This window comes from Nostoc sp. CmiVER01 (assembly GCF_034531135.2).
GTDB lineage: Bacteria > Cyanobacteriota > Cyanobacteriia > Cyanobacteriales > Nostocaceae > Nostoc.
The window spans coordinates 34714-51987 of the sequence record NZ_JAVRBU020000003.1; the positions used below are offsets into that span (position 1 = coordinate 34714).

The following is a 17274-nucleotide window of genomic DNA, read 5'->3' on the forward strand; positions in this document are numbered from 1 at the left end:
ACGTCTGTGGAATCTCTATTACTGGTCGCAAGAGAGAAATTGAAACACAGAGAGTTATCCAAAGCCTTGTCTAAGTTTTAGGTACACGATGCTCGTCCTTGCTAGAACCCAGGCACTTTAGGTCAGCGAGGCGAGCGATTACAGCTTAACTGAAGGCTTGACTCGACTGATCTTCTGGTGCAGCAGGGGTATCTTCTTTGGGAGCAGCTACTTTGACCATTGCATGGCGTAGCACGCGATCGCCCAAGTAATATCCGCGCACTAACTCTTCTAACACTGTTCCTTCAGGATGTTCATCCGTAGGTTCGCGCATTACTGCTTCGTGTAAGTTCGGATCAAATTCTTGGCCTTCAGGACGCATTGGTGATACACCCAAGCGCTTCAGGCTATCTACCAATTGTTTGTAAACGCCTTGGTAACTTTTGTGCATGGTCATTTCGCCTTCAGATTGCGGTTTGAGGTGCGATCGGGCCCGCTCAAAGTTATCAACCACTGGCAGCAATTCCAGAATGGTGTTCCGCTTGATCTGTGTCTCTAGCTCTTCTTTTTCTTTGCTGGTACGTTTCCGGTAATTCTCAAAATCGGCGGCAATCCGCATATATTGAGTACTACGCTCTTCTAGCTGCGTTTTGAGAGAGTCGATTTGCCCTGTCAGTTCTGCCAAAGCTGCTGTTTCCACTCCAGTTTTCTCACTTGCAGCGACGCTATTTTCTGGATTGAGATTAGCCGTATCTCCAGATACATTAGTTTGGCCTGTCACTTGCTCTGTCACCTCGCTACCAGATTCATTGAAATTAATTTGGGCTGGGGAGTCACTCTTCATTGCTTGCTTTACCTCTGTTGGTTCACCCAATTGCTGGCTTGTATTGTTTATCTGTTTATTTTCATCCATTATTGTCTACTCATTCCAGATGCTGTTGATGGCAGTGTATCTCCACAGCTTGCAACTGTCGTCATCCACGACTTGCTACTGAGGCTGATTTTTTTGCCGACAAGTTTCTGAAAATGATCTAACCGCCCTTTTATTGTGACAAATGGTGAACACGTTAGCCCAGACCCCACTAAGACGGGAACCCGAACGAATAGTGTACCTCTAAGAATCAAATGAGGCTAGGTTTTAAAGAATTGTTAAGCGAGCCTGTAATTGAGCAAGCTACTGAGTGAACGCAAAAAAATTCCAAGAATGCGATCGCTTACGATAGGCGGGTAAGCGATTGCAAGTTTTGACACCCAGAAATTTGATTCATTTCTGGAACTTTATCAGGTTAAATAAACCTACTGGAAAGGAATTCTTCTATACTGAATAATCCTTACGAAAAGGGTTTCAGGTTATTTACAGAACTTACGTAAACAATAACCAAAACCCTCATGTTTTAGTAGAGGCAATTCATGAATTGTCCCTACCGCGTGTAGTTTTGCGTTAGTCCTAATTTATTTAGCGACTGGTCAAATTTCTTGTGAGTGCCAGGTATCAGAAATGGCAAATCAGGAAGTAGAAAAATTTTACTAAATCCAGAGGCATGAGCCAGAGAAAGAGCGACAGCCTTCCTTGCTTAGAAGTTCGGTGACTCAGGACTTTTTTTAGAAATGAGAATTCTGTCTCCCAGCCTGGGAATACTTTAAGCAGAGGTTTCCCCAAATCAATTGCTCATTTATGAACTCGTCACCACAACGGCGCAGTACCGCTCTAACTACCAGAACAGAGTTTTCGCCCTTTGGCAACAAGCTAGTGCAATCTGGCTATGTCAATACCGAACAGATGAGGCAGGCACTAATTGAAAGCCGCAAATCTGGCAGACCCTTAACGGAAGTATTAGAGTCAATCACTGGGCAACAACTATCACCTGAGTTGCTCAGGCAATACAAAAAACAGCAGCTATTTGAACTTAAAATATTATACGGTGTTGAATTCCTCGATCCGGAAGTCAATTCATTTGGCAACACGGAGATGGCGAACCTGATCGAAACCCTCATCCCAGTAGATATTTGCCGTCGCCACCGTTTAGTACCACTATCGAAACACGAAGACCAAACCCCGCCCTCAGTTTTAGTGGCGATGGTGGCTCCAGATAATCTAGAAGCTTCTGATGATCTAAATCGCATCTTGCGCCCCCAAGGCTTGGCGTTGCAGCGCATGGTGATTACCCAAGAAGATTACCAACAGCTAATCAACCAATATTTGGATGAAATGGCTGTTAAGCAAAAGCACCTAGAACGAGAAAATGCTACAGATATTAGTCAGGATTTAGAAAATCTCGGAAATCTCGATATTGAGGATGCTCCTGAAGAAATGGAGGCTGATTTAGGAGCAGCGATGAAGGGTGCAGAGGATGCCCCAGTTATCAACCTAGTCAACAGAATCCTGGCTAAAGCTTTGCATGAGGGCGTTTCTGACATTCATATCGAACCGCAAGAAGAAAGTTTACGCATTCGCTTTCGCAAAGATGGCGTACTGCGTGAAGCTTTCCCCCTAATGCCGAAAAAAATCATCCCGGCGGTGACAGCCCGATTTAAAATCATCTCCAATTTAGATATTGCTGAACGCCGTCTACCCCAAGATGGACGCATCCGGCGGTTGTTTGAGGGACGTAAGGTGGACTTCCGTGTGAATACCTTGCCCAGTCGCTACGGGGAAAAGGTGGTGCTGCGGATTTTGGATAACTCTTCTACCCAATTGGGATTAGATAAGTTAATTACCGATCCAGAGACTTTGAATATTGTCAAGGATATGGTCAGCCGTCCCTTTGGTCTAATTTTGGTAACTGGGCCAACTGGTTCTGGGAAAACAACTTCGCTGTATTCTGCATTATCAGAAAAGAATGATCCCGGAATTAATATCAGTACTGTAGAAGACCCCATTGAATACAGTCTTCCAGGGATTACTCAAGTACAGGTAATTCGAGAAAAAGGGCTAGATTTTGCTACCGCTCTACGGGCTTTCTTGCGGCAAGATCCAGATGTGCTGCTGGTGGGTGAAACGCGGGATAAGGAAACGGCAAAAACAGCAATTGAAGCTGCCTTGACCGGTCACTTGGTATTAACTACCTTACATACCAATGATGCCCCAGGTGCGATCGCTCGTTTGGGAGAAATGGGGATTGAGCCTTTCATGGTTTCTAGTTCCCTAATTGGCGTTTTAGCTCAACGTTTGGTGCGGCGTGTATGTTCTGAATGTCGGATTGCCTACACTCCCACAACCGAAGAATTGGGTCGTTATGGTCTATCAGCTTCCTCAGATGTTGGAGTTACTTTCTATAAGGCTAACACCTTGACATTAGATGCGATCGCAGAAGCTAAAGGCAAAAATCAGCTTTGCTCAAAATGTAATGGGGTCGGCTACAAAGGGCGTTGTGGTGTTTATGAAGTCATGCGAGTCACTGAAAACCTGCAAACTCTCATAAACGAAGATGCACCTACCGAACGCATCAAGGAAGTGGCAATAGAAGAGGGCATGAAAACCTTACTGGCTTACAGTTTGGACTTAGTGCGCGAAGGTTCCACCACTCTAGAAGAAGTAGAACGGGTGACGTTTACTGATACTGGTTTGGAAGCCGAGTTAAAAGCCAAACGCAAGACTGGTCTTACCTGCCGGACTTGCGAGGCCACATTGAAACCAGAATGGCTCAGTTGTCCCTACTGTATGACATCTCGGTTTTAAGGCTAATAGTCATTGGTCATTAGTCGATGGTTAGTAACTTTAAACAAATGACAACTGACAAAGGACAAATAAAACATTAAAAGGAAGCAAAACTATGGAAATGATGATTGAAGACCTGATGGAGCAGTTGATTGAAATGGGTGGCTCGGATATGCATTTATCCGCAGGTTTGCCTCCTTACTTTCGTATCAGTGGCAAACTCACCCCCATAGGTGAGCATGTATTGACAGCCGATCAATGTCAAAGGCTGATTTTTAGTATGCTCAACAACACCCAGCGTAAAACCTTAGAGCAAACCTGGGAATTGGATTGTTCTTATGGTGTTAAGGGTTTGGCTCGGTTTCGGGTGAATGTTTATAAAGAACGTGGTGCTTATGCCGCTTGCTTACGGGCATTAAGTTCTAAGATTCCTAACTTTGAAAAATTAGGTCTGCCAGATATAGTGCGGGAAATGTGCGATAAGCCCAGAGGACTTATTCTAGTGACAGGCCCTACAGGTTCCGGCAAGACAACTACCCTAGCGGCAATGATTGACTTGATCAACCGCACTAAGGCAGAGCATATTTTAACGGTGGAAGATCCAATTGAATTTGTCTATGAACCAATTAAAAGCTTGGTTCACCAACGGCAACTAGGAGAAGATACTAAGAGCTTTGCTAATGCTTTGAAAGCAGCCCTGCGGGAAGACCCAGATATTATTCTGGTGGGGGAAATGCGGGATTTGGAAACAATTTCTTTGGCGATTTCCGCAGCAGAAACAGGACACTTAGTATTTGGTACGCTACACACCAGTTCTGCCGCCCAAACTGTTGACCGGATTATCGACGTTTTCCCCCATGAAAGACAAACCCAAGTGCGGGTGCAATTGTCTAACTCGTTAGTGGGGGTATTTAGCCAAACCTTGGTATCCAAGAAAAACCCTAAACCTGGTGAATATGGTCGGGTGATGGCTCAAGAAATTCTAATTGTTACTCCTGCTATTTCCAACTTGATTCGAGAAGGTAAAACATCCCAAATTTACTCAGCTATTCAAACAGGCGGCAAATTGGGAATGCAAACTCTGGAGAAGGTTTTAGCCGATTTTTACAAAGCCGGAACGATTTCTTTTGAAGCGGCAATGTCTAAAACTTCTAAGCCAGATGAAATCCAACGTCTCATTGGTACTTCTGTACCACCGCAGGCAGCAGGTGGGAAACCCGGTGTGGCTGCCAAAGCACATTAAAGGAACTCAGGAGATGAGGAGTTGCAGTAAGTCTTTCCCTTGTGCCCATTGCATTATATCCCATGCCCAATCCCCAATAAATAACGACTATTTTGAATTGATTTATGCCAACCTACGTTGCCCGTGTTCGGGATTCTCAAGGAAAATCCCGAACAGAAAAAATTACTGCCGAATCCTTGGTGCAAGCTCGTACTAATCTCAGAGATCAAGGTTTTGTAGTCCAAGAACTCAAACAATTTCAAGGATTTCAGCCAAATTTTGATTTAAAAAAAATCCAGAATTCCTTTGTTAAGGTTTCTGTGAAAGATAAAGCCGTTTTTTCACGTCAATTTGCCGTTTTGATGAATGCGGGAGTTGCGATCGTTAGAAGTCTAGGGGTACTTTCCGAGCAGTGTAGTAATACTAAACTCAAACAAGCCCTAATTGAGATTAGCAACGATGTGCAAAGCGGAATGAATCTTTCAGAGTCAATGCGGAAGCATCCTGATTGCTTTGATGGATTATATGTAAGTATGATTCAAGCTGGTGAAATTGGTGGTGTTTTAGACGAAGTATTAAATCGTTTAGCCAAATTATTAGAAGATGTTGCTCGCTTACAAAACCAAATTAAATCAGCATTGTCTTATCCAAGTGTTGTGGGTTTTATTGCACTTGCGATCTTTCTGGGTATGACCATTTTTCTAATTCCAGTTTTTGCCAAGATTTTTACAGAAATCGGAACTGAATTACCACCTCTAACGCAATTTTTAATGGATGCTAGTCTATTTTTGAGAAGTCCGAAGGTTTTCGTACTTATAGCTGCTCTTATAGGAGCGAAAATAGGATTTACACAATATGGTAAAACCCCTGCCGGTCGCTTAACAATTGATCGTTTTTCCCTCAAAATGCCATTGTTTGGTGACTTAATTCAAAAATCTGCGGTTGCCCGTTTTAGCCGAACTTTTGGTTCTTTGACTCGTTCAGGTGTACCAATTTTAACTTGCTTGGAAATTGTCCGAGATACATCAGGAAACGTAGTTATTGCTAATGCCATAGACGCAGCCCGTATAGAGATTCAACAAGGAGGTATGATTAGTATTGCTTTACAAAAAGATAGCGTTTTTCCAGCTATGGCAATTCAGATGATTAGCATCGGAGAAGAAACTGGAGAATTAGATGGAATGTTGATGAAAGTTGCCGATTTCTATGAAGATGAAGTCGAGCAAGCAGTAAAAGCAATGACTAGTATTTTGGAACCAGTTATGATTGTATTTGTAGGGGGTATGGTTGGAACCATTTTGCTAGCAATGTATTTACCTATGTTTAAGGTATTTGAAAAGATGGGATAGAAGATTAAAAGTTAAGAGTTAGGAGTTAGAAATTAAAACTTTTATTTCTAACTTTTAACTACTAACTGATTACTTTTATTCTTAACTCCTGTGCAGATGCGATTAATCGTATCTCTACTCCTGATTATTTAATAAACTATGACTGTGCAAAAATCTCACTATGAAGCGAGTTTGGCAGAGTACAGCAATCATCTAGCTGCGATCGCCTTACTAAAACAATATCGGCCATACTTGGAGATGATTCCCAGTCTACGCCGTCCAGATGAAAGTGTCATTACTATCCCCTTACCAATTGTCCGGCTTCGCAATACTGCTACAACAGCCTCACAAACGATTTGCTTACCTTGTGATGTGGCAATTTTGATGTGCGATCCTGAGTGGAAAATCAAAACTGGAGCAGAAATTTTAATTTTTATTCATCGTGCTGATGAAGACTTTTCTGATTTGTTAGGGCGTTGGCGACAAACTCAAGTTTGGCTAGACAATGATTATGAGTGGTTGATGCCTCTCCGTCACAGTCATATTTTGAGTGAAGGAGCTAATACTATATATCCTCTATTTGTCATTTTTAGTGAGACTTTAGAACGCATCCAACGAGGACTTATAGGAGCGGAACTTCCATTTATTATACAAGCTTCGGATTCGCTGCTTGAAGAGAATTCCACAGAGATTTTCTTTCCAGAACTTCCATCAGCTTAGAAAAAATTAGGAATTAATAGTGAGGAGTTTTGAGTTTAAAATCGCAAATTCGGAGCCTCTAAATATGCTCCAAATTTGCGATTTTATATGTACAGATGCGATTAATCGCGTCTCCTAATGATTACCTAACAAACTGCGGCATAATTTCGGCAGCAGTGAATATTCCATAAATGCCGCGTTGGTGCAATTGTCTACCAGCTTTGAGATAGCCAAAAGCAGGGCCGCAGACATTGGCTGCCATGCTGGTTTCATCTCCTAAAGTAAAGGTATGGGTGGAAATTTTCCCTTCAAAGGTGCGTCCTGTTACCTTAACGTTGGTGCTGAGAGGCTTTTTAGAATTGCGAGTATCGACTACACCACCAACAGTAACGCGATCGCGCCCCACTATTCCCGCTACTTCTAACATCACATCATCAGCGTGTTCCATATTCGTCAAGGTAAGCACACCATTAGTTTTATCTAGTAGTGCTTCTACTTCTGCGTCAGTCATTGCCCTGGCAGTTTCCACTGTGTAACCAGGCATGTGGCCAATATCTTCCCGCACGGTGGCACGGTAAGCTTCCCAGTTGGCAATTCCCACCCCGAAGGTGATTTCGACTTGATGAATTTCGGCGTAGCTTTGGGCGGCTAATGCGGCGGCGGCGGTTAACAATCCAGGTGTAGCACCACAACCTGTCATGTAGGTAATCCCGGCTGCTTGCAGTTCTTCTTTCATCGCTAGTAGTTGTTCTACAGCAGTGGTGCGCTTAATCGCATCCACTAGCACCCCACGCCAACCAGATTTAATAAACTCTTTGGCAACAGAGGGAATAAAATCATTTGGCAAGTTGGGTAAAGCCAGAAAATACCCATCCACAGGTTGAGCTATTTCAATTACATCCTGGATACTTTGATTTGTTAACGTACCAACTGGCTCTAAATGACCTACCGAACCTTGGGACTGGTAGGTTGTAATGCATTGTTGAGTATTTAAACCTTCAGCAGCGTAAGCATAACCTTTTTGATCTGCGGCGGCGACTAAAATCATTTCCTGTTTAGCAGCAAGTAGCTTGGCGGCGGCTTGTCCGAGTCCGCCGAAACCTAGTACTCCTATGCGTATCGCTGGCGAAATATTTAGAGAATTTTTGACTTTTTCGGAATTCATAGTCAATTGGTTAAGTTGAATCAAAAGCCTTTAGCATTCAGCATCTGCGCTTCCGGCTTGTAACTGGCGGCTGATGGCTGATAGCTCAAAGCTATAGAGGTTAATTATGATTCATTATCCTGGGTTCTTTGGCTGACTGATGTTTTTTTTATGTAAGGTACTTGTACAGTATTAAAAATTAATTTTCATCAACGATCTGGAAAACCTTCTTGTATCAAGGTTCAGCTACCCAAAATTCTACTTAGTTAATTAGAGCGTCTAACAGAGGTTTCACGGCAGAAATTAGCTTTTGATTTTTACCTTCAATCAAGATGCCCTAAAATCCCTGTGTAACTGAGATTTACCTCAAAGTAGTAGTAATTCCGAGTTAGGATCATAGTGAAATATTGACAAATAAGTGTCTAGAGTTGTTATGGTACCAACATCGCGTATTGTTCACAGTGACCCCGATATATTAGGAGGAACTACTGTCTTTGTTGGAACTCGCGTACCAATTAAGACCTTGCTTGATTATCTAGAAGCAGGTGATTCGCTAAATGATTTTTTAGATCATTTTCCCAGTGTTAGCCGTGAGCAAGCGATCGCAGCACTGGAATTAGCAAAAGAAATGCTGACTGCTTATGCGAATCCTGCTTGACGAATGTGTTCCACGCCCTCTCAAACGTGAACTCAAAGATTATGAAGTACGCACAGTTGTGGAGATGGGATGGTCAGGAAAAAAGAATGGTGAACTTTTGCAACTCATGAAACAACAAAGTTTCACCATTCTACTGACTATAGATCAAAATTTGCGATACCAGCAAAACTTAGAACAAGCAGGAGTTGCGGTTATTGTGCTAATTGCATCCAAAAATCGTCTTCCTGATTTAATGCCGCTTATACCAGAAGCACGAAAAGTTCTAAATTCCATCGTTCCGGGCGAGGTAATAGAAATAGGACTTTCCTAAATTGGCTACGCCTACGCATATTACACATCTACTATCAAGCGATCGCCTGCTTTGATGTTGCCTTGAGCCAAGAAAACCCAAAATTTGCTGATATTTAAAGGTTAAAGGTTTTATCTTCTGGCGATCGCAAGTCTAAAAATCCGTTTACACCCTATCCCAGGTCAATTTACTTCTTGGTCTTCCCCACAATATTACTGTAGGATGACACCGCGCTACATGCAATCTACCTAGAAAACCTTAAGAGATTAAGGTAAATCTATTGGTAATGATAAAGCTTTTCAATAAAATTTATATTTTTGTAAATTACCTTGCTGCCTATATTACCTCTAATGCTTATATTTAGGACTTTTGGAGCTTACTTACCAAACTCAGTTGTTACCTTGACTAATCGATGAGGTTAAGAGAGACTAACTAAATACTGATGTCACTACTTACAAAATTAATAATTTTTGTAAAGATTCTGAAATATATATGTTGAGAGATGGAACATTATTTAACAAATGGTAAGTTTGTATCTAAGTAAAAATGTTCCTACGGCTATATTTGTAGCCTTCTGCTAAGACAGTAGAATTTAAGCGTACTTATCGTGGTTGGCCAAGAGCATGGAGACATTAGAGTTCATAATCTATCCAGACGGTCGGGTACAAGAAAAAGTCACTGGCATTGTGGGTGCTTCTTGCGCTGAGGTTACAGCGGCAATAGAGGCACAGCTGGGGCAAGTACTTAATCATGAGCCAACCTCAGAATATTTCGCCGCGAAGGTGCAGCAATCTAATCTGGCGAATACACACACCACTTACAGCGATTGGTAAGTTTTCACAGTAGTTTAGTGTAATTAATTCACAACCACCATGTCACACTTTAGCCAAATTAAGACTCAAATCCGTAATCTTGATTCTTTGAAAGATGCTTTGACTGAATTGGGCGTAGACTGGAAGCCCGGCCCACGCGAAGTTCGTGGCTATCGCGGTCAAACCCATCCTGCGGAAGTTAGTATTGAGCAGGAAAATGGCTATGACATCGGCTTTAAATGGAATGGCAAAGAATATGAACTAGTAGCTGACTTGCAATATTGGCAGCAAAACCTGTCTGTAGACGGATTTTTACGCCAGGTAACACAGCGTTATGCTTATCAAACAGTTGTGAAAGAAACCGCTCGTGTTGGTTTTCAAGTCTCTGAACAACAAAAAAATGAAGATGGTTCAATTCGCCTGGTAGTACAGCGCTGGAGTGCGTAATGGCTGATTTTCTGCCGTCGTCGGAAGAACAAGAAGAAAATCGTTCGGGTTTGGAACCAGAATTAGGGGGTTTTTTACGGGATGCCCCTGAACGTTCTGGTTTAGAACCGGAATTGGGCGGTTTACTGCGCCAAAATGGTGTTTATGTTGATGAAATCACCTGTATTGGTTGCAAGCATTGCGCTCATGTTGCACGTAACACCTTTTACATTGAACCAGATTATGGGCGATCGCGCGTAGTTCGGCAAGATGGGGACGCTGAAGAAATTATCCAAGAAGCAATTGACACTTGTCCAGTTGATTGCATTCATTGGGTTGATTACACTGAACTGAAAAAATTAGAACAAGAACGCAAATATCAGGTAATTCCTGTAGTTGGTTATCCGGTAGAACAAGCAGTTGCTGCTAGCGAACGTCGGCGTAAAAAGCAAAAGTTAAAAACTAAAAAATCCCGTTATTAACATAAAAACCTTAAGTCAAAATAATAAAGGACTGTATACCAGTCCTTTTGCTTTTACTCATACTAGTTAATTTTTGAGGTGTAAATCACATCAAATGGTAAGAGTTAGTATTATTTGATATTGCTGAAAGGGATTTCTATTTAAATACCATTAATTCAAAATTGGTAATGCAAAATCCAAAATTGTTATAGTTGCCTTCATTTAAAATTTAGAGGATCATGTTGTGAAAGCAATTTTTCTACTTTTGCCTCGTCTAATCTAGCGGTTAATCTTCTATTTTCATGCAAGTCTCTAGTAGTTTTCGCCAAAGTAAAAGTTGAGCCAACAGAGAAAGCCATACCCATACCCATAAAGCCTTTCACCCAGCCATTTACAGGTAAGTTTACAATACCAAAGGTGGTCATAGAAATAGAAATCACAAAAGCTGCCCAAGTTTGAATCACCCAAGCTGGACTGTCTTTTTGAGTACCAATTGTTTGCATATTTCCTACTTTTGATATCAGTGATTTATACCAATTCGTAATTCGTAATTAAGAAAAGTCAGATTTAATCTGGGTTTTCAAACTTGTATCTATAATTTTATTTTGGAGAATTGGTGTTAACAGTAATTTTATTGAGTAGTAAGTTTACTAGTATTAATAGTAAGACCAGTTTAGTAACTGGACTCCAAAAAACAAGCTCAAGAGCAACTAAAATAAGTAAAAAATGGCACAATCTTTGTGCCACTTTTATAAGTGGTATTAAATTGAAATTTTACATCATTCTCGATAAACCATGTAGTATAGGGGCGCGAAAATAAACAGACCATTTTAAATAGCCTAAGAGCTTGGAATAAGTAGCTAGACAAAAATATTTAACCCTATAGCGGTTCTCGCTTGGGTGCAGTACAGTTTTGACCTCTCTCCAAATCTCTCTCCTTTTAGGAGAGAGGCTTTGAATTTTGCTTCCCAATGCTAGCTCTTAAGGGGCTGGGAGTTAGGTCTGTATTCCATGCAATTGAGAACTGCTATATTTCAAGAAACAAGGCAGAAGAGAAGAGGGTTTTACTTGTTTCTTCCATCCATAGAGAAAGCGATCGCGTCCGTAGTTCATTACGCAACTCTTAGAGACACTACCGCAAACGCTACATTCGCAATGACGTTGTGTAATTAATCCTGTATAACTTTAGAATTTTTTTGACCATTAACTTCCGGCTTGCAATAATAGCCCGCCTCAGACTTTAGTCTGAGGCTAATAACCAAAGTCCACTCAAGTGGACTCAAAGCGTTTCTAGTCGTCTAAAGACAACTTTAGCTATAAGCAAGAGTAATTCATTATTAGACGGTTGTTGTGACTAGTGCAATATCTCAGGTTAAACTGATTAATTTACTTTTATTCATCTGGAAAAGTCTTTACCTTGCCATCAGGAGTGAGAACAACTCGAATTTTGACATTTTGTCCGCGTTTGTTGGCGGAAACAAAAGGTTTCCCAACTTCAGGCATCCCAGCGCTATCAACAAAGTCTCTTGCTGACTTATTGAGAGGAATAATTCGTTCAATTGTGCCGTCAACACTGACTATCAAACTGTACTCTAATGTTTGTCCTAGTCCTGTGGGTGGTTGCCAACGTTTTTTTAAGTATTCTCTAGCTTCTGCTACTTGAGGTGTATCAAATAATGTTCCAGTAGCTACTTGTGTAGATTTGGGGCTTTGGCCTTCGTTCCCTAATTGATCGATAAAGGGATTATTATCCGCAGTTCTAGAGGAGGAAAGTTGTGAAGTAGGTTTCTCTCCAGGAGAAGGTTGCTGTAGAGAATTAATTCTTTCCTCTAGCTGTTGTGAGGTTAGTGGGGAGGGTTGGGTAGGAGTATTGCCACTATTAGGTATAGTGTCAAGAGATGGGGGGACAACTGGTGAGATATTACTTGGTAGGCTGCTTGTATTAGAAGATAACCTGGGTGGCAAATTCCTCAGCTTAGGCAGAGTACCAGGTTGGGTAGTTGACGCTGTAGGGTTTTGTGCAAGATTTGGTAATATAGCAATTTCCTGACCTGGGATTTTGCTGGATGGTGCATTAGCGTTCGCGGAGCGTTTCGTAGAGAAGCTCGCTGGAGGCATCGCCCCATTATTGGAAAGGGTCGAAGTCTGCCCTTGAGGTATTGTCAGTGCATTTAGAGGTGGCGCTGTAGAAAAGCTAGAACTAGGGGCTGTTAGAGGTGCTTGGGGTAAAGTTGATGTGGAAAGTGGAGGGGTGGAACCGAGCAAATTATCTGATGGATTGCTGAGTCCAGGTTGAGGCGTAGGAAAATTTAGTGAGGGTGAAGTTTCTAAAGCAGCCTTTACTGCTGCTGGATCTGAGGTTTTAGCTGTCTGCTGTTGCTTTTCCCTAAGGTTGTTAGCATATTGCCAAGTAAGTGGTAATAAACCTACACCTAATACTAATACTGCGGCAACAGGGGCCCAAGTAGGGAACCTCAAAGTCGTAGTGCTTTTGAGAGTTGGGAGTGCCATGACATCAGTTGAGTACTCATCTAAAGCACTGGCCAAATCAAATAGTTGTAGCAGACTGAGTTTAATTACAGGGCCGGATGATTGGTTGGCGAGAGAACCGAGAAATAAGTTGTGAGTTAGATGGCTGCTTGGTTCTAAACGGATATTTCCCCCAGGAATCTGGGTACTAAAGGAATTTAATGTTTTTGTAGAGGACTTTGATTCCGGCTCGCCTAATGCTGTGCTTGACTCCTGGGTGTCGGAGAAACTTAGGCAAAAGCTTTCTGGAGACTGTTGGAGGAATTGCTGTACGTAGCTTGTGACTGCATCACATAAAGCTTCAAGTTGATCGCGATCGCCCCGAATTGGAACTCTGTGTTCTTCTGGTAGTCTGGGATCATCAAAACGAAGCTCAAAGCTCAGGTGCTTGAGGACAGTTTTGCCCATCCAACGCGACAGAGGTGAGCTTTGCGCGAATACTTCTAGCGTGCAAGTAGGGGGTGTATAGCAACGAATGACAGAATTTGATAGAGGCATGGCAGGAACTGCGAAGAAGACTATTTGGGATTTTGCAAAAAGTTGAGCCAGTTGCTTGCAAAGAAAAGTTGAAAAGGCGGATTCCTCCACTCAGAATTTTGTTAGGTTTCTTTTGTTATGCAAACTGATGTGCAAAGAAGAAGCAGTGCTGATAATGCATTGCCCAAGTACTAACAATCATTAAAAGGGAATCCTTATCTAGCAAACTTTCATGAGCAAATTTGGTTGAGGAATTTCAAATCTAAAATCTAAAATTTTGTAGAACGGTCTAAAAGTGCTAGCCAGAGACGACGATGCCCACCAGGAGCACTGTAAAAAAGTAAATCTACAAGCAGTTTTAGGGCCAGGTTAGTTAGTAAATCCGTTGAGATTTTCTCGTCCTCTTCCATCCGCTCTTGGTAGGTATTGCAAAAAGCATCAATATAATCTCCAAGTAAAGCAGCCTGGTGAGGTTCCCGGTTATTTCCTGCCATTTGTTCCAACAGTCCGACAGCGCGGCGAATCAATTCCTGGTGCTGTTTGGCTAAGTAGCAGATGATCAGAACAAGCGATCGCGCTTCTTCCACATCTAGCTTTTTTCGCCCTCCTTGACCTTTGCGTAGCGGATTTGATTGGCGCAGTCGCCATAAAGCTACGCGGTCTGGCACTCTTGACTCTAAATTCAGATCAGTTGCCGCCGAAAGCATAGCCTCTGAACCAATCCCAGTTAAGGTTTCTAGTGCCAACAGCACTAAGTCTAATTGGGTTTTGATATTGTCCCATTGAACTGTATTTGGGGCTGGAAGCTTGATTAAATCCTCCCACTGGGAATTCGGAGTGGCTGAGTTGGCGGCCGAGTGCATAACTTTTAGCATAGGTGATCAAGCTGATAGAGGATGTTGCTGTTACCCATTTTGAAACCAGACTATTAAGAATCAAGCTTGGTTTCCCATAGCTATGAGCCAGAGGCTTAATCTAGCTTTTTTATGTGGTAAACAGCAGGTATCTTTGTCCTACTCTAGATGAAAATTTATTTTCGACAAAGTAGAAAAGTATCAATTCTAGTTAAGGTTTACCCGACTTTCGCTGCAAGTTCCGTACAAGAGTATAAATAAACTATTGTTCTGAATGCTAACCGCTAATTATCGCAAAGTAATTGTGTAGAATACCTCCTAATTTCTTTATGGCTGTAAATTTTGAAATTTATTGATGTTTATTATTTGGTCTTCATGTATACATAATTACTATACAAATTTTTTGTCTGTTTGCTAAAGGTGCTTCTTACTGCTGAACACGATCTCAATACGGTTTGGTTAAGCAATTTCTTGGTTAAAGCAGGCTGTTCTTGGGCGGGGGAGAAGAGAAGCTGTTCTTGAGAAAAGAATTACTGAATAATAACCCTGTTTCTTCAAGTGCCTCCCCTGGCTTAAAAGCTTATCCGAACTCTACCCCAGTTTCGCTTGGGTGTAGCCTGTTATTTCAAGACAGATTAAGTAACATCAGGACGATTGATGTCTCTATGTAACCGATGACAAATTTAAAAATTTAATAAAGTCAGCGTTTGAAGATGTTGGGCGATTGATTTATTCCAACTTAGTTGGTACTATAGCTCTAACCGCGAACCACGCACATATCAAAACTCATTTGTAAACTTAATGGGCAGAGGTAATAGTTTAGACATTTACCAAAACCCATTATTCAGTATGGGTTACAGATAATTCACTGGTAAGAATAGTAACGCAATATAACAAATATGAAAAAGCATTTTTTTGCCTTTTCACTGATAGCTTGTGCTGTCGGTGTAATTATACCAATTCAGGCATTGGCGGTTAAGCTATACGGTGCTGGTAGTTTGCGCGATAGCCTCACAGAAGTAGCTGAATCTTTTAACGATAAATATGGGATTCCAGTAGAAACGCGATTTGGCCCGTCTGGGTTAACACGAGAATTTATAGAACAAGAATTCTCCGAAACTGGAAAATCCGCAGATGTTTTTGCTAGTGCAGATATTGAGAATCCTCAGAAATTGTTTGAAGAAGGTTTAAGTGAACCTGTAGTGAACTTCACTAGCAATCGCATGACTGCTGTTGTCAGATCAGAACTTGGGATCACATCAGATAATTTGTTGGATTTTTTGCTAAAACCCGACATCAAGGTGGGAACCTCTACCCCCATAGCAGATCCATCTGGTGACTATGCATGGCAGATATTTGATAAGACTAATCAGGTTAAACCTGGTAGTTCTCAAATTCTAAAGAATAAAGCTTTGCAATTAGTAGGTGGTAATCCTAATGCTCCTATAGTTCCTAATGGCAAAAATAATTTAATCTACTTTTTAGAAGAAACAAAGCAGGCAGATATCTTTTTATCTTATTACACCAGTGGGAAGACTGCCCAAGCCATAGAAGGTGGTGAAAATCTGCAAATAGTAGAATTACCCGACTATTTAGCAACGAAAGCTAATTATGGATTGGCTACACTGAAGAACGCCGAGCCTGATGGTGAAAAATTAGCTGAATATATCCTGTCACCAGAAGGTCAAGAAATTTTAGCCAAGTATGGATTTACCGCACCCTCTACTTCTGTTCCCGAACATCAGGGCGCGGGTGGAATTTTACTAGCTATAGGTGTAGTTTTCATCTTGAACAAAAAGTAATTAATTAAATTAGACTACCATAAGTAGAAAAGTTACTAATATTGTCTTATTCTGATTCAAATCAATTCAACAATACATTCAATAAGCAAAATATGAACAAGCTCTATATCTTGCGTTGTCTCTCTGGAAAAATAAATAACCAAGGCGAGTATAGGTCTGATAGCAGGAATTTCATCGAGTCTTACATTATCTTCATTTATACTACTATCCACAATCTTTTGGAGTAGCTAATTCTAACAATTTGAACTAAATCGGACTACTAATTTTCTGCCTTATCCACGCACGAAATCCTTTCATTGTTGTATTTCTGCCATTGGTTTTACTCAGCATCAAATATTCGGGAATTACTTGCTGAATTGGTAAATTGGGGAAAATAGAACTGGTATTTGATTCTAAATATTTACCATTGAACAGTACGTTGATTTCCAGTTTTCTTCCATTCCATCGCCACAATTCTGGTACTCTCAAATCTTGATAATTATTGAAACGAGTGCGGGAGGTAATATCAATTTTAATAGCCAAATCTGGAGGCGGGTCAATTTCTAAATTTATTCTATCTTTGCCCCTAACTCTAGCTTCATTTTGGATATAGAAACAATCATCTGGTTCTACCCCGGCATCCATACTTTCCTTATCAAAAGTTGTAGAACCTAAACTCCAAAATTCTAAATCGAGTTCTTCTAATAAAACTTTTACCAAGTCCCCAATAATAACTTTAGCTACTTCATGTTCTGGCAATGGAGCCATTATTTCCAGCATCCCTTGACTGTAACCTATGCGCGAACTGCGATTGTCTCCTAATTCTGCTAAAATTCGTTTGTATGCCGGCCAGGAGACATGTTTAATTAATAACTGATGACCTGCTTTAACAATTAGTTGATTGAGTTCAAGTAACATATATAGCAATCCTATTTGAGTTGTGAAAAATATAGATTA

Annotated in this window: 17 protein-coding genes; 10 read left to right on the forward strand and 7 right to left on the reverse strand. The window is 41.2% G+C overall.

From position 1 onward, the window contains the following. Nucleotides 1-145: 145 nt before the first annotated feature. On the reverse strand, nucleotides 146-895 hold the full coding sequence (gene grpE, locus RMZ43_RS05100) for a nucleotide exchange factor GrpE (RefSeq protein ID WP_322646422.1): 750 nt from the start codon (nucleotides 893-895) through the stop codon (nucleotides 146-148). 759 nt (nucleotides 896-1654) lie between these two features. On the opposite strand from grpE, the gene RMZ43_RS05105 reads away from it, so the two are divergent. The 4 genes from RMZ43_RS05105 (at nucleotide 1655) to RMZ43_RS05120 (ending at nucleotide 6907) form a co-directional block, all read left to right on the forward strand. Next, entirely contained in the window at nucleotides 1655-3658 is a 2004-nt protein-coding gene (locus tag RMZ43_RS05105; RefSeq protein WP_322646384.1) for a GspE/PulE family protein, read from the forward strand. A gap of 94 nt (nucleotides 3659-3752) precedes the next feature. Next, nucleotides 3753-4880, forward strand: a complete 1128-nt coding sequence (locus RMZ43_RS05110; RefSeq protein ID WP_322646383.1) for a type IV pilus twitching motility protein PilT — start codon at nucleotides 3753-3755, stop codon at nucleotides 4878-4880. A gap of 104 nt (nucleotides 4881-4984) precedes the next feature. Beyond that, nucleotides 4985-6208, forward strand: a complete 1224-nt coding sequence (locus RMZ43_RS05115) for a type II secretion system F family protein (protein ID WP_322646382.1) — start codon at nucleotides 4985-4987, stop codon at nucleotides 6206-6208. 138 nt (nucleotides 6209-6346) lie between these two features. After that, nucleotides 6347-6907, forward strand: a complete 561-nt coding sequence (locus RMZ43_RS05120) for a hypothetical protein (protein WP_322646381.1) — start codon at nucleotides 6347-6349, stop codon at nucleotides 6905-6907. A 121-nt stretch (nucleotides 6908-7028) separates the two neighbouring features. On the opposite strand, the gene bioU is transcribed toward RMZ43_RS05120, so the two are convergent. After that, nucleotides 7029-8051, reverse strand: coding sequence for a (S)-8-amino-7-oxononanoate synthase BioU (bioU, locus tag RMZ43_RS05125; protein ID WP_322655047.1), 1023 nt, complete (start codon nucleotides 8049-8051; stop codon nucleotides 7029-7031). 241 nt (nucleotides 8052-8292) lie between these two features. Further along, nucleotides 8293-8361 (reverse strand): hypothetical protein, encoded by a 69-nt coding sequence (locus RMZ43_RS05130; protein ID WP_416212459.1) that lies wholly within the window; start codon nucleotides 8359-8361, stop codon nucleotides 8293-8295. Between the two features lie 102 nt (nucleotides 8362-8463). Here RMZ43_RS05130 and RMZ43_RS05135 point away from each other — a divergent pair, with 102 nt between their 5' ends. From RMZ43_RS05135 to RMZ43_RS05155, 5 genes are all read left to right on the forward strand, one after another. Further along, nucleotides 8464-8688: a DUF433 domain-containing protein gene (locus RMZ43_RS05135; RefSeq protein ID WP_322646379.1), complete on the forward strand. Its 225-nt coding sequence runs from the start codon at nucleotides 8464-8466 to the stop codon at nucleotides 8686-8688. Then, nucleotides 8672-8998: a DUF5615 family PIN-like protein gene (locus RMZ43_RS05140; protein WP_322655048.1), complete on the forward strand. Its 327-nt coding sequence runs from the start codon at nucleotides 8672-8674 to the stop codon at nucleotides 8996-8998. Before RMZ43_RS05135 ends, RMZ43_RS05140 begins: the two co-directional genes overlap by 17 nt. Nucleotides 8999-9600: 602 nt before the next feature. Next, complete coding sequence (locus RMZ43_RS05145; RefSeq protein ID WP_179067273.1) at nucleotides 9601-9810, forward strand: DUF2997 domain-containing protein; 210 nt, start codon at nucleotides 9601-9603, stop codon at nucleotides 9808-9810. 39 nt (nucleotides 9811-9849) lie between these two features. After that, nucleotides 9850-10236 (forward strand): DUF1257 domain-containing protein, encoded by a 387-nt coding sequence (locus tag RMZ43_RS05150; protein WP_229472741.1) that lies wholly within the window; start codon nucleotides 9850-9852, stop codon nucleotides 10234-10236. Next, nucleotides 10236-10697 (forward strand): ferredoxin, encoded by a 462-nt coding sequence (locus tag RMZ43_RS05155; protein WP_322646377.1) that lies wholly within the window; start codon nucleotides 10236-10238, stop codon nucleotides 10695-10697. Before RMZ43_RS05150 ends, RMZ43_RS05155 begins: the two co-directional genes overlap by 1 nt. Nucleotides 10698-10894: 197 nt before the next feature. On the opposite strand, the gene RMZ43_RS05160 is transcribed toward RMZ43_RS05155, so the two are convergent. The 3 genes from RMZ43_RS05160 to RMZ43_RS05170 form a co-directional block, all read right to left on the reverse strand. Then, nucleotides 10895-11179, reverse strand: a complete 285-nt coding sequence (locus tag RMZ43_RS05160; protein WP_094328132.1) for a YiaA/YiaB family inner membrane protein — start codon at nucleotides 11177-11179, stop codon at nucleotides 10895-10897. A gap of 889 nt (nucleotides 11180-12068) precedes the next feature. Beyond that, nucleotides 12069-13703: a DUF4335 domain-containing protein gene (locus tag RMZ43_RS05165; protein WP_322655049.1), complete on the reverse strand. Its 1635-nt coding sequence runs from the start codon at nucleotides 13701-13703 to the stop codon at nucleotides 12069-12071. Nucleotides 13704-13951: 248 nt separating this feature from the next. Further along, nucleotides 13952-14557: a DUF3038 domain-containing protein gene (locus RMZ43_RS05170; protein WP_322646374.1), complete on the reverse strand. Its 606-nt coding sequence runs from the start codon at nucleotides 14555-14557 to the stop codon at nucleotides 13952-13954. A gap of 878 nt (nucleotides 14558-15435) precedes the next feature. On the opposite strand from RMZ43_RS05170, the gene RMZ43_RS05175 reads away from it, so the two are divergent. Beyond that, complete coding sequence (locus tag RMZ43_RS05175; protein WP_322655050.1) at nucleotides 15436-16338, forward strand: molybdate ABC transporter substrate-binding protein; 903 nt, start codon at nucleotides 15436-15438, stop codon at nucleotides 16336-16338. Nucleotides 16339-16584: 246 nt separating this feature from the next. On the opposite strand, the gene RMZ43_RS05180 is transcribed toward RMZ43_RS05175, so the two are convergent. Next, complete coding sequence (locus RMZ43_RS05180) at nucleotides 16585-17235, reverse strand: Uma2 family endonuclease (RefSeq protein WP_322655051.1); 651 nt, start codon at nucleotides 17233-17235, stop codon at nucleotides 16585-16587. Nucleotides 17236-17274 lie beyond the last annotated feature (39 nt).

What these genes read in the sequence shown, in the direction of transcription:
- RMZ43_RS05105 (WP_322646384.1), top strand. Translation starts at nt 1,655, where the DNA reads ATGAACTCGTCACCACAACGGCGCAGTACCGCTCTAACTACCAGAACA.
- RMZ43_RS05110 (WP_322646383.1), top strand. Translation starts at nt 3,753, where the DNA reads ATGGAAATGATGATTGAAGACCTGATGGAGCAGTTGATTGAAATGGGT.
- RMZ43_RS05115 (WP_322646382.1), top strand. Translation starts at nt 4,985, where the DNA reads ATGCCAACCTACGTTGCCCGTGTTCGGGATTCTCAAGGAAAATCCCGA.
- RMZ43_RS05120 (WP_322646381.1), top strand. Translation starts at nt 6,347, where the DNA reads ATGACTGTGCAAAAATCTCACTATGAAGCGAGTTTGGCAGAGTACAGC.
- bioU (WP_322655047.1), bottom strand. Translation starts at nt 8,051, where the DNA reads ATGAATTCCGAAAAAGTCAAAAATTCTCTAAATATTTCGCCAGCGATA.
- RMZ43_RS05135 (WP_322646379.1), top strand. Translation starts at nt 8,464, where the DNA reads ATGGTACCAACATCGCGTATTGTTCACAGTGACCCCGATATATTAGGA.
- RMZ43_RS05140 (WP_322655048.1), top strand. Translation starts at nt 8,672, where the DNA reads ATGCGAATCCTGCTTGACGAATGTGTTCCACGCCCTCTCAAACGTGAA.
- RMZ43_RS05145 (WP_179067273.1), top strand. Translation starts at nt 9,601, where the DNA reads ATGGAGACATTAGAGTTCATAATCTATCCAGACGGTCGGGTACAAGAA.
- RMZ43_RS05150 (WP_229472741.1), top strand. Translation starts at nt 9,850, where the DNA reads ATGTCACACTTTAGCCAAATTAAGACTCAAATCCGTAATCTTGATTCT.
- RMZ43_RS05155 (WP_322646377.1), top strand. Translation starts at nt 10,236, where the DNA reads ATGGCTGATTTTCTGCCGTCGTCGGAAGAACAAGAAGAAAATCGTTCG.
- RMZ43_RS05160 (WP_094328132.1), bottom strand. Translation starts at nt 11,179, where the DNA reads ATGCAAACAATTGGTACTCAAAAAGACAGTCCAGCTTGGGTGATTCAA.
- RMZ43_RS05165 (WP_322655049.1), bottom strand. Translation starts at nt 13,703, where the DNA reads ATGCCTCTATCAAATTCTGTCATTCGTTGCTATACACCCCCTACTTGC.
- RMZ43_RS05170 (WP_322646374.1), bottom strand. Translation starts at nt 14,557, where the DNA reads ATGCTAAAAGTTATGCACTCGGCCGCCAACTCAGCCACTCCGAATTCC.
- RMZ43_RS05175 (WP_322655050.1), top strand. Translation starts at nt 15,436, where the DNA reads ATGAAAAAGCATTTTTTTGCCTTTTCACTGATAGCTTGTGCTGTCGGT.
- RMZ43_RS05180 (WP_322655051.1), bottom strand. Translation starts at nt 17,235, where the DNA reads ATGTTACTTGAACTCAATCAACTAATTGTTAAAGCAGGTCATCAGTTA.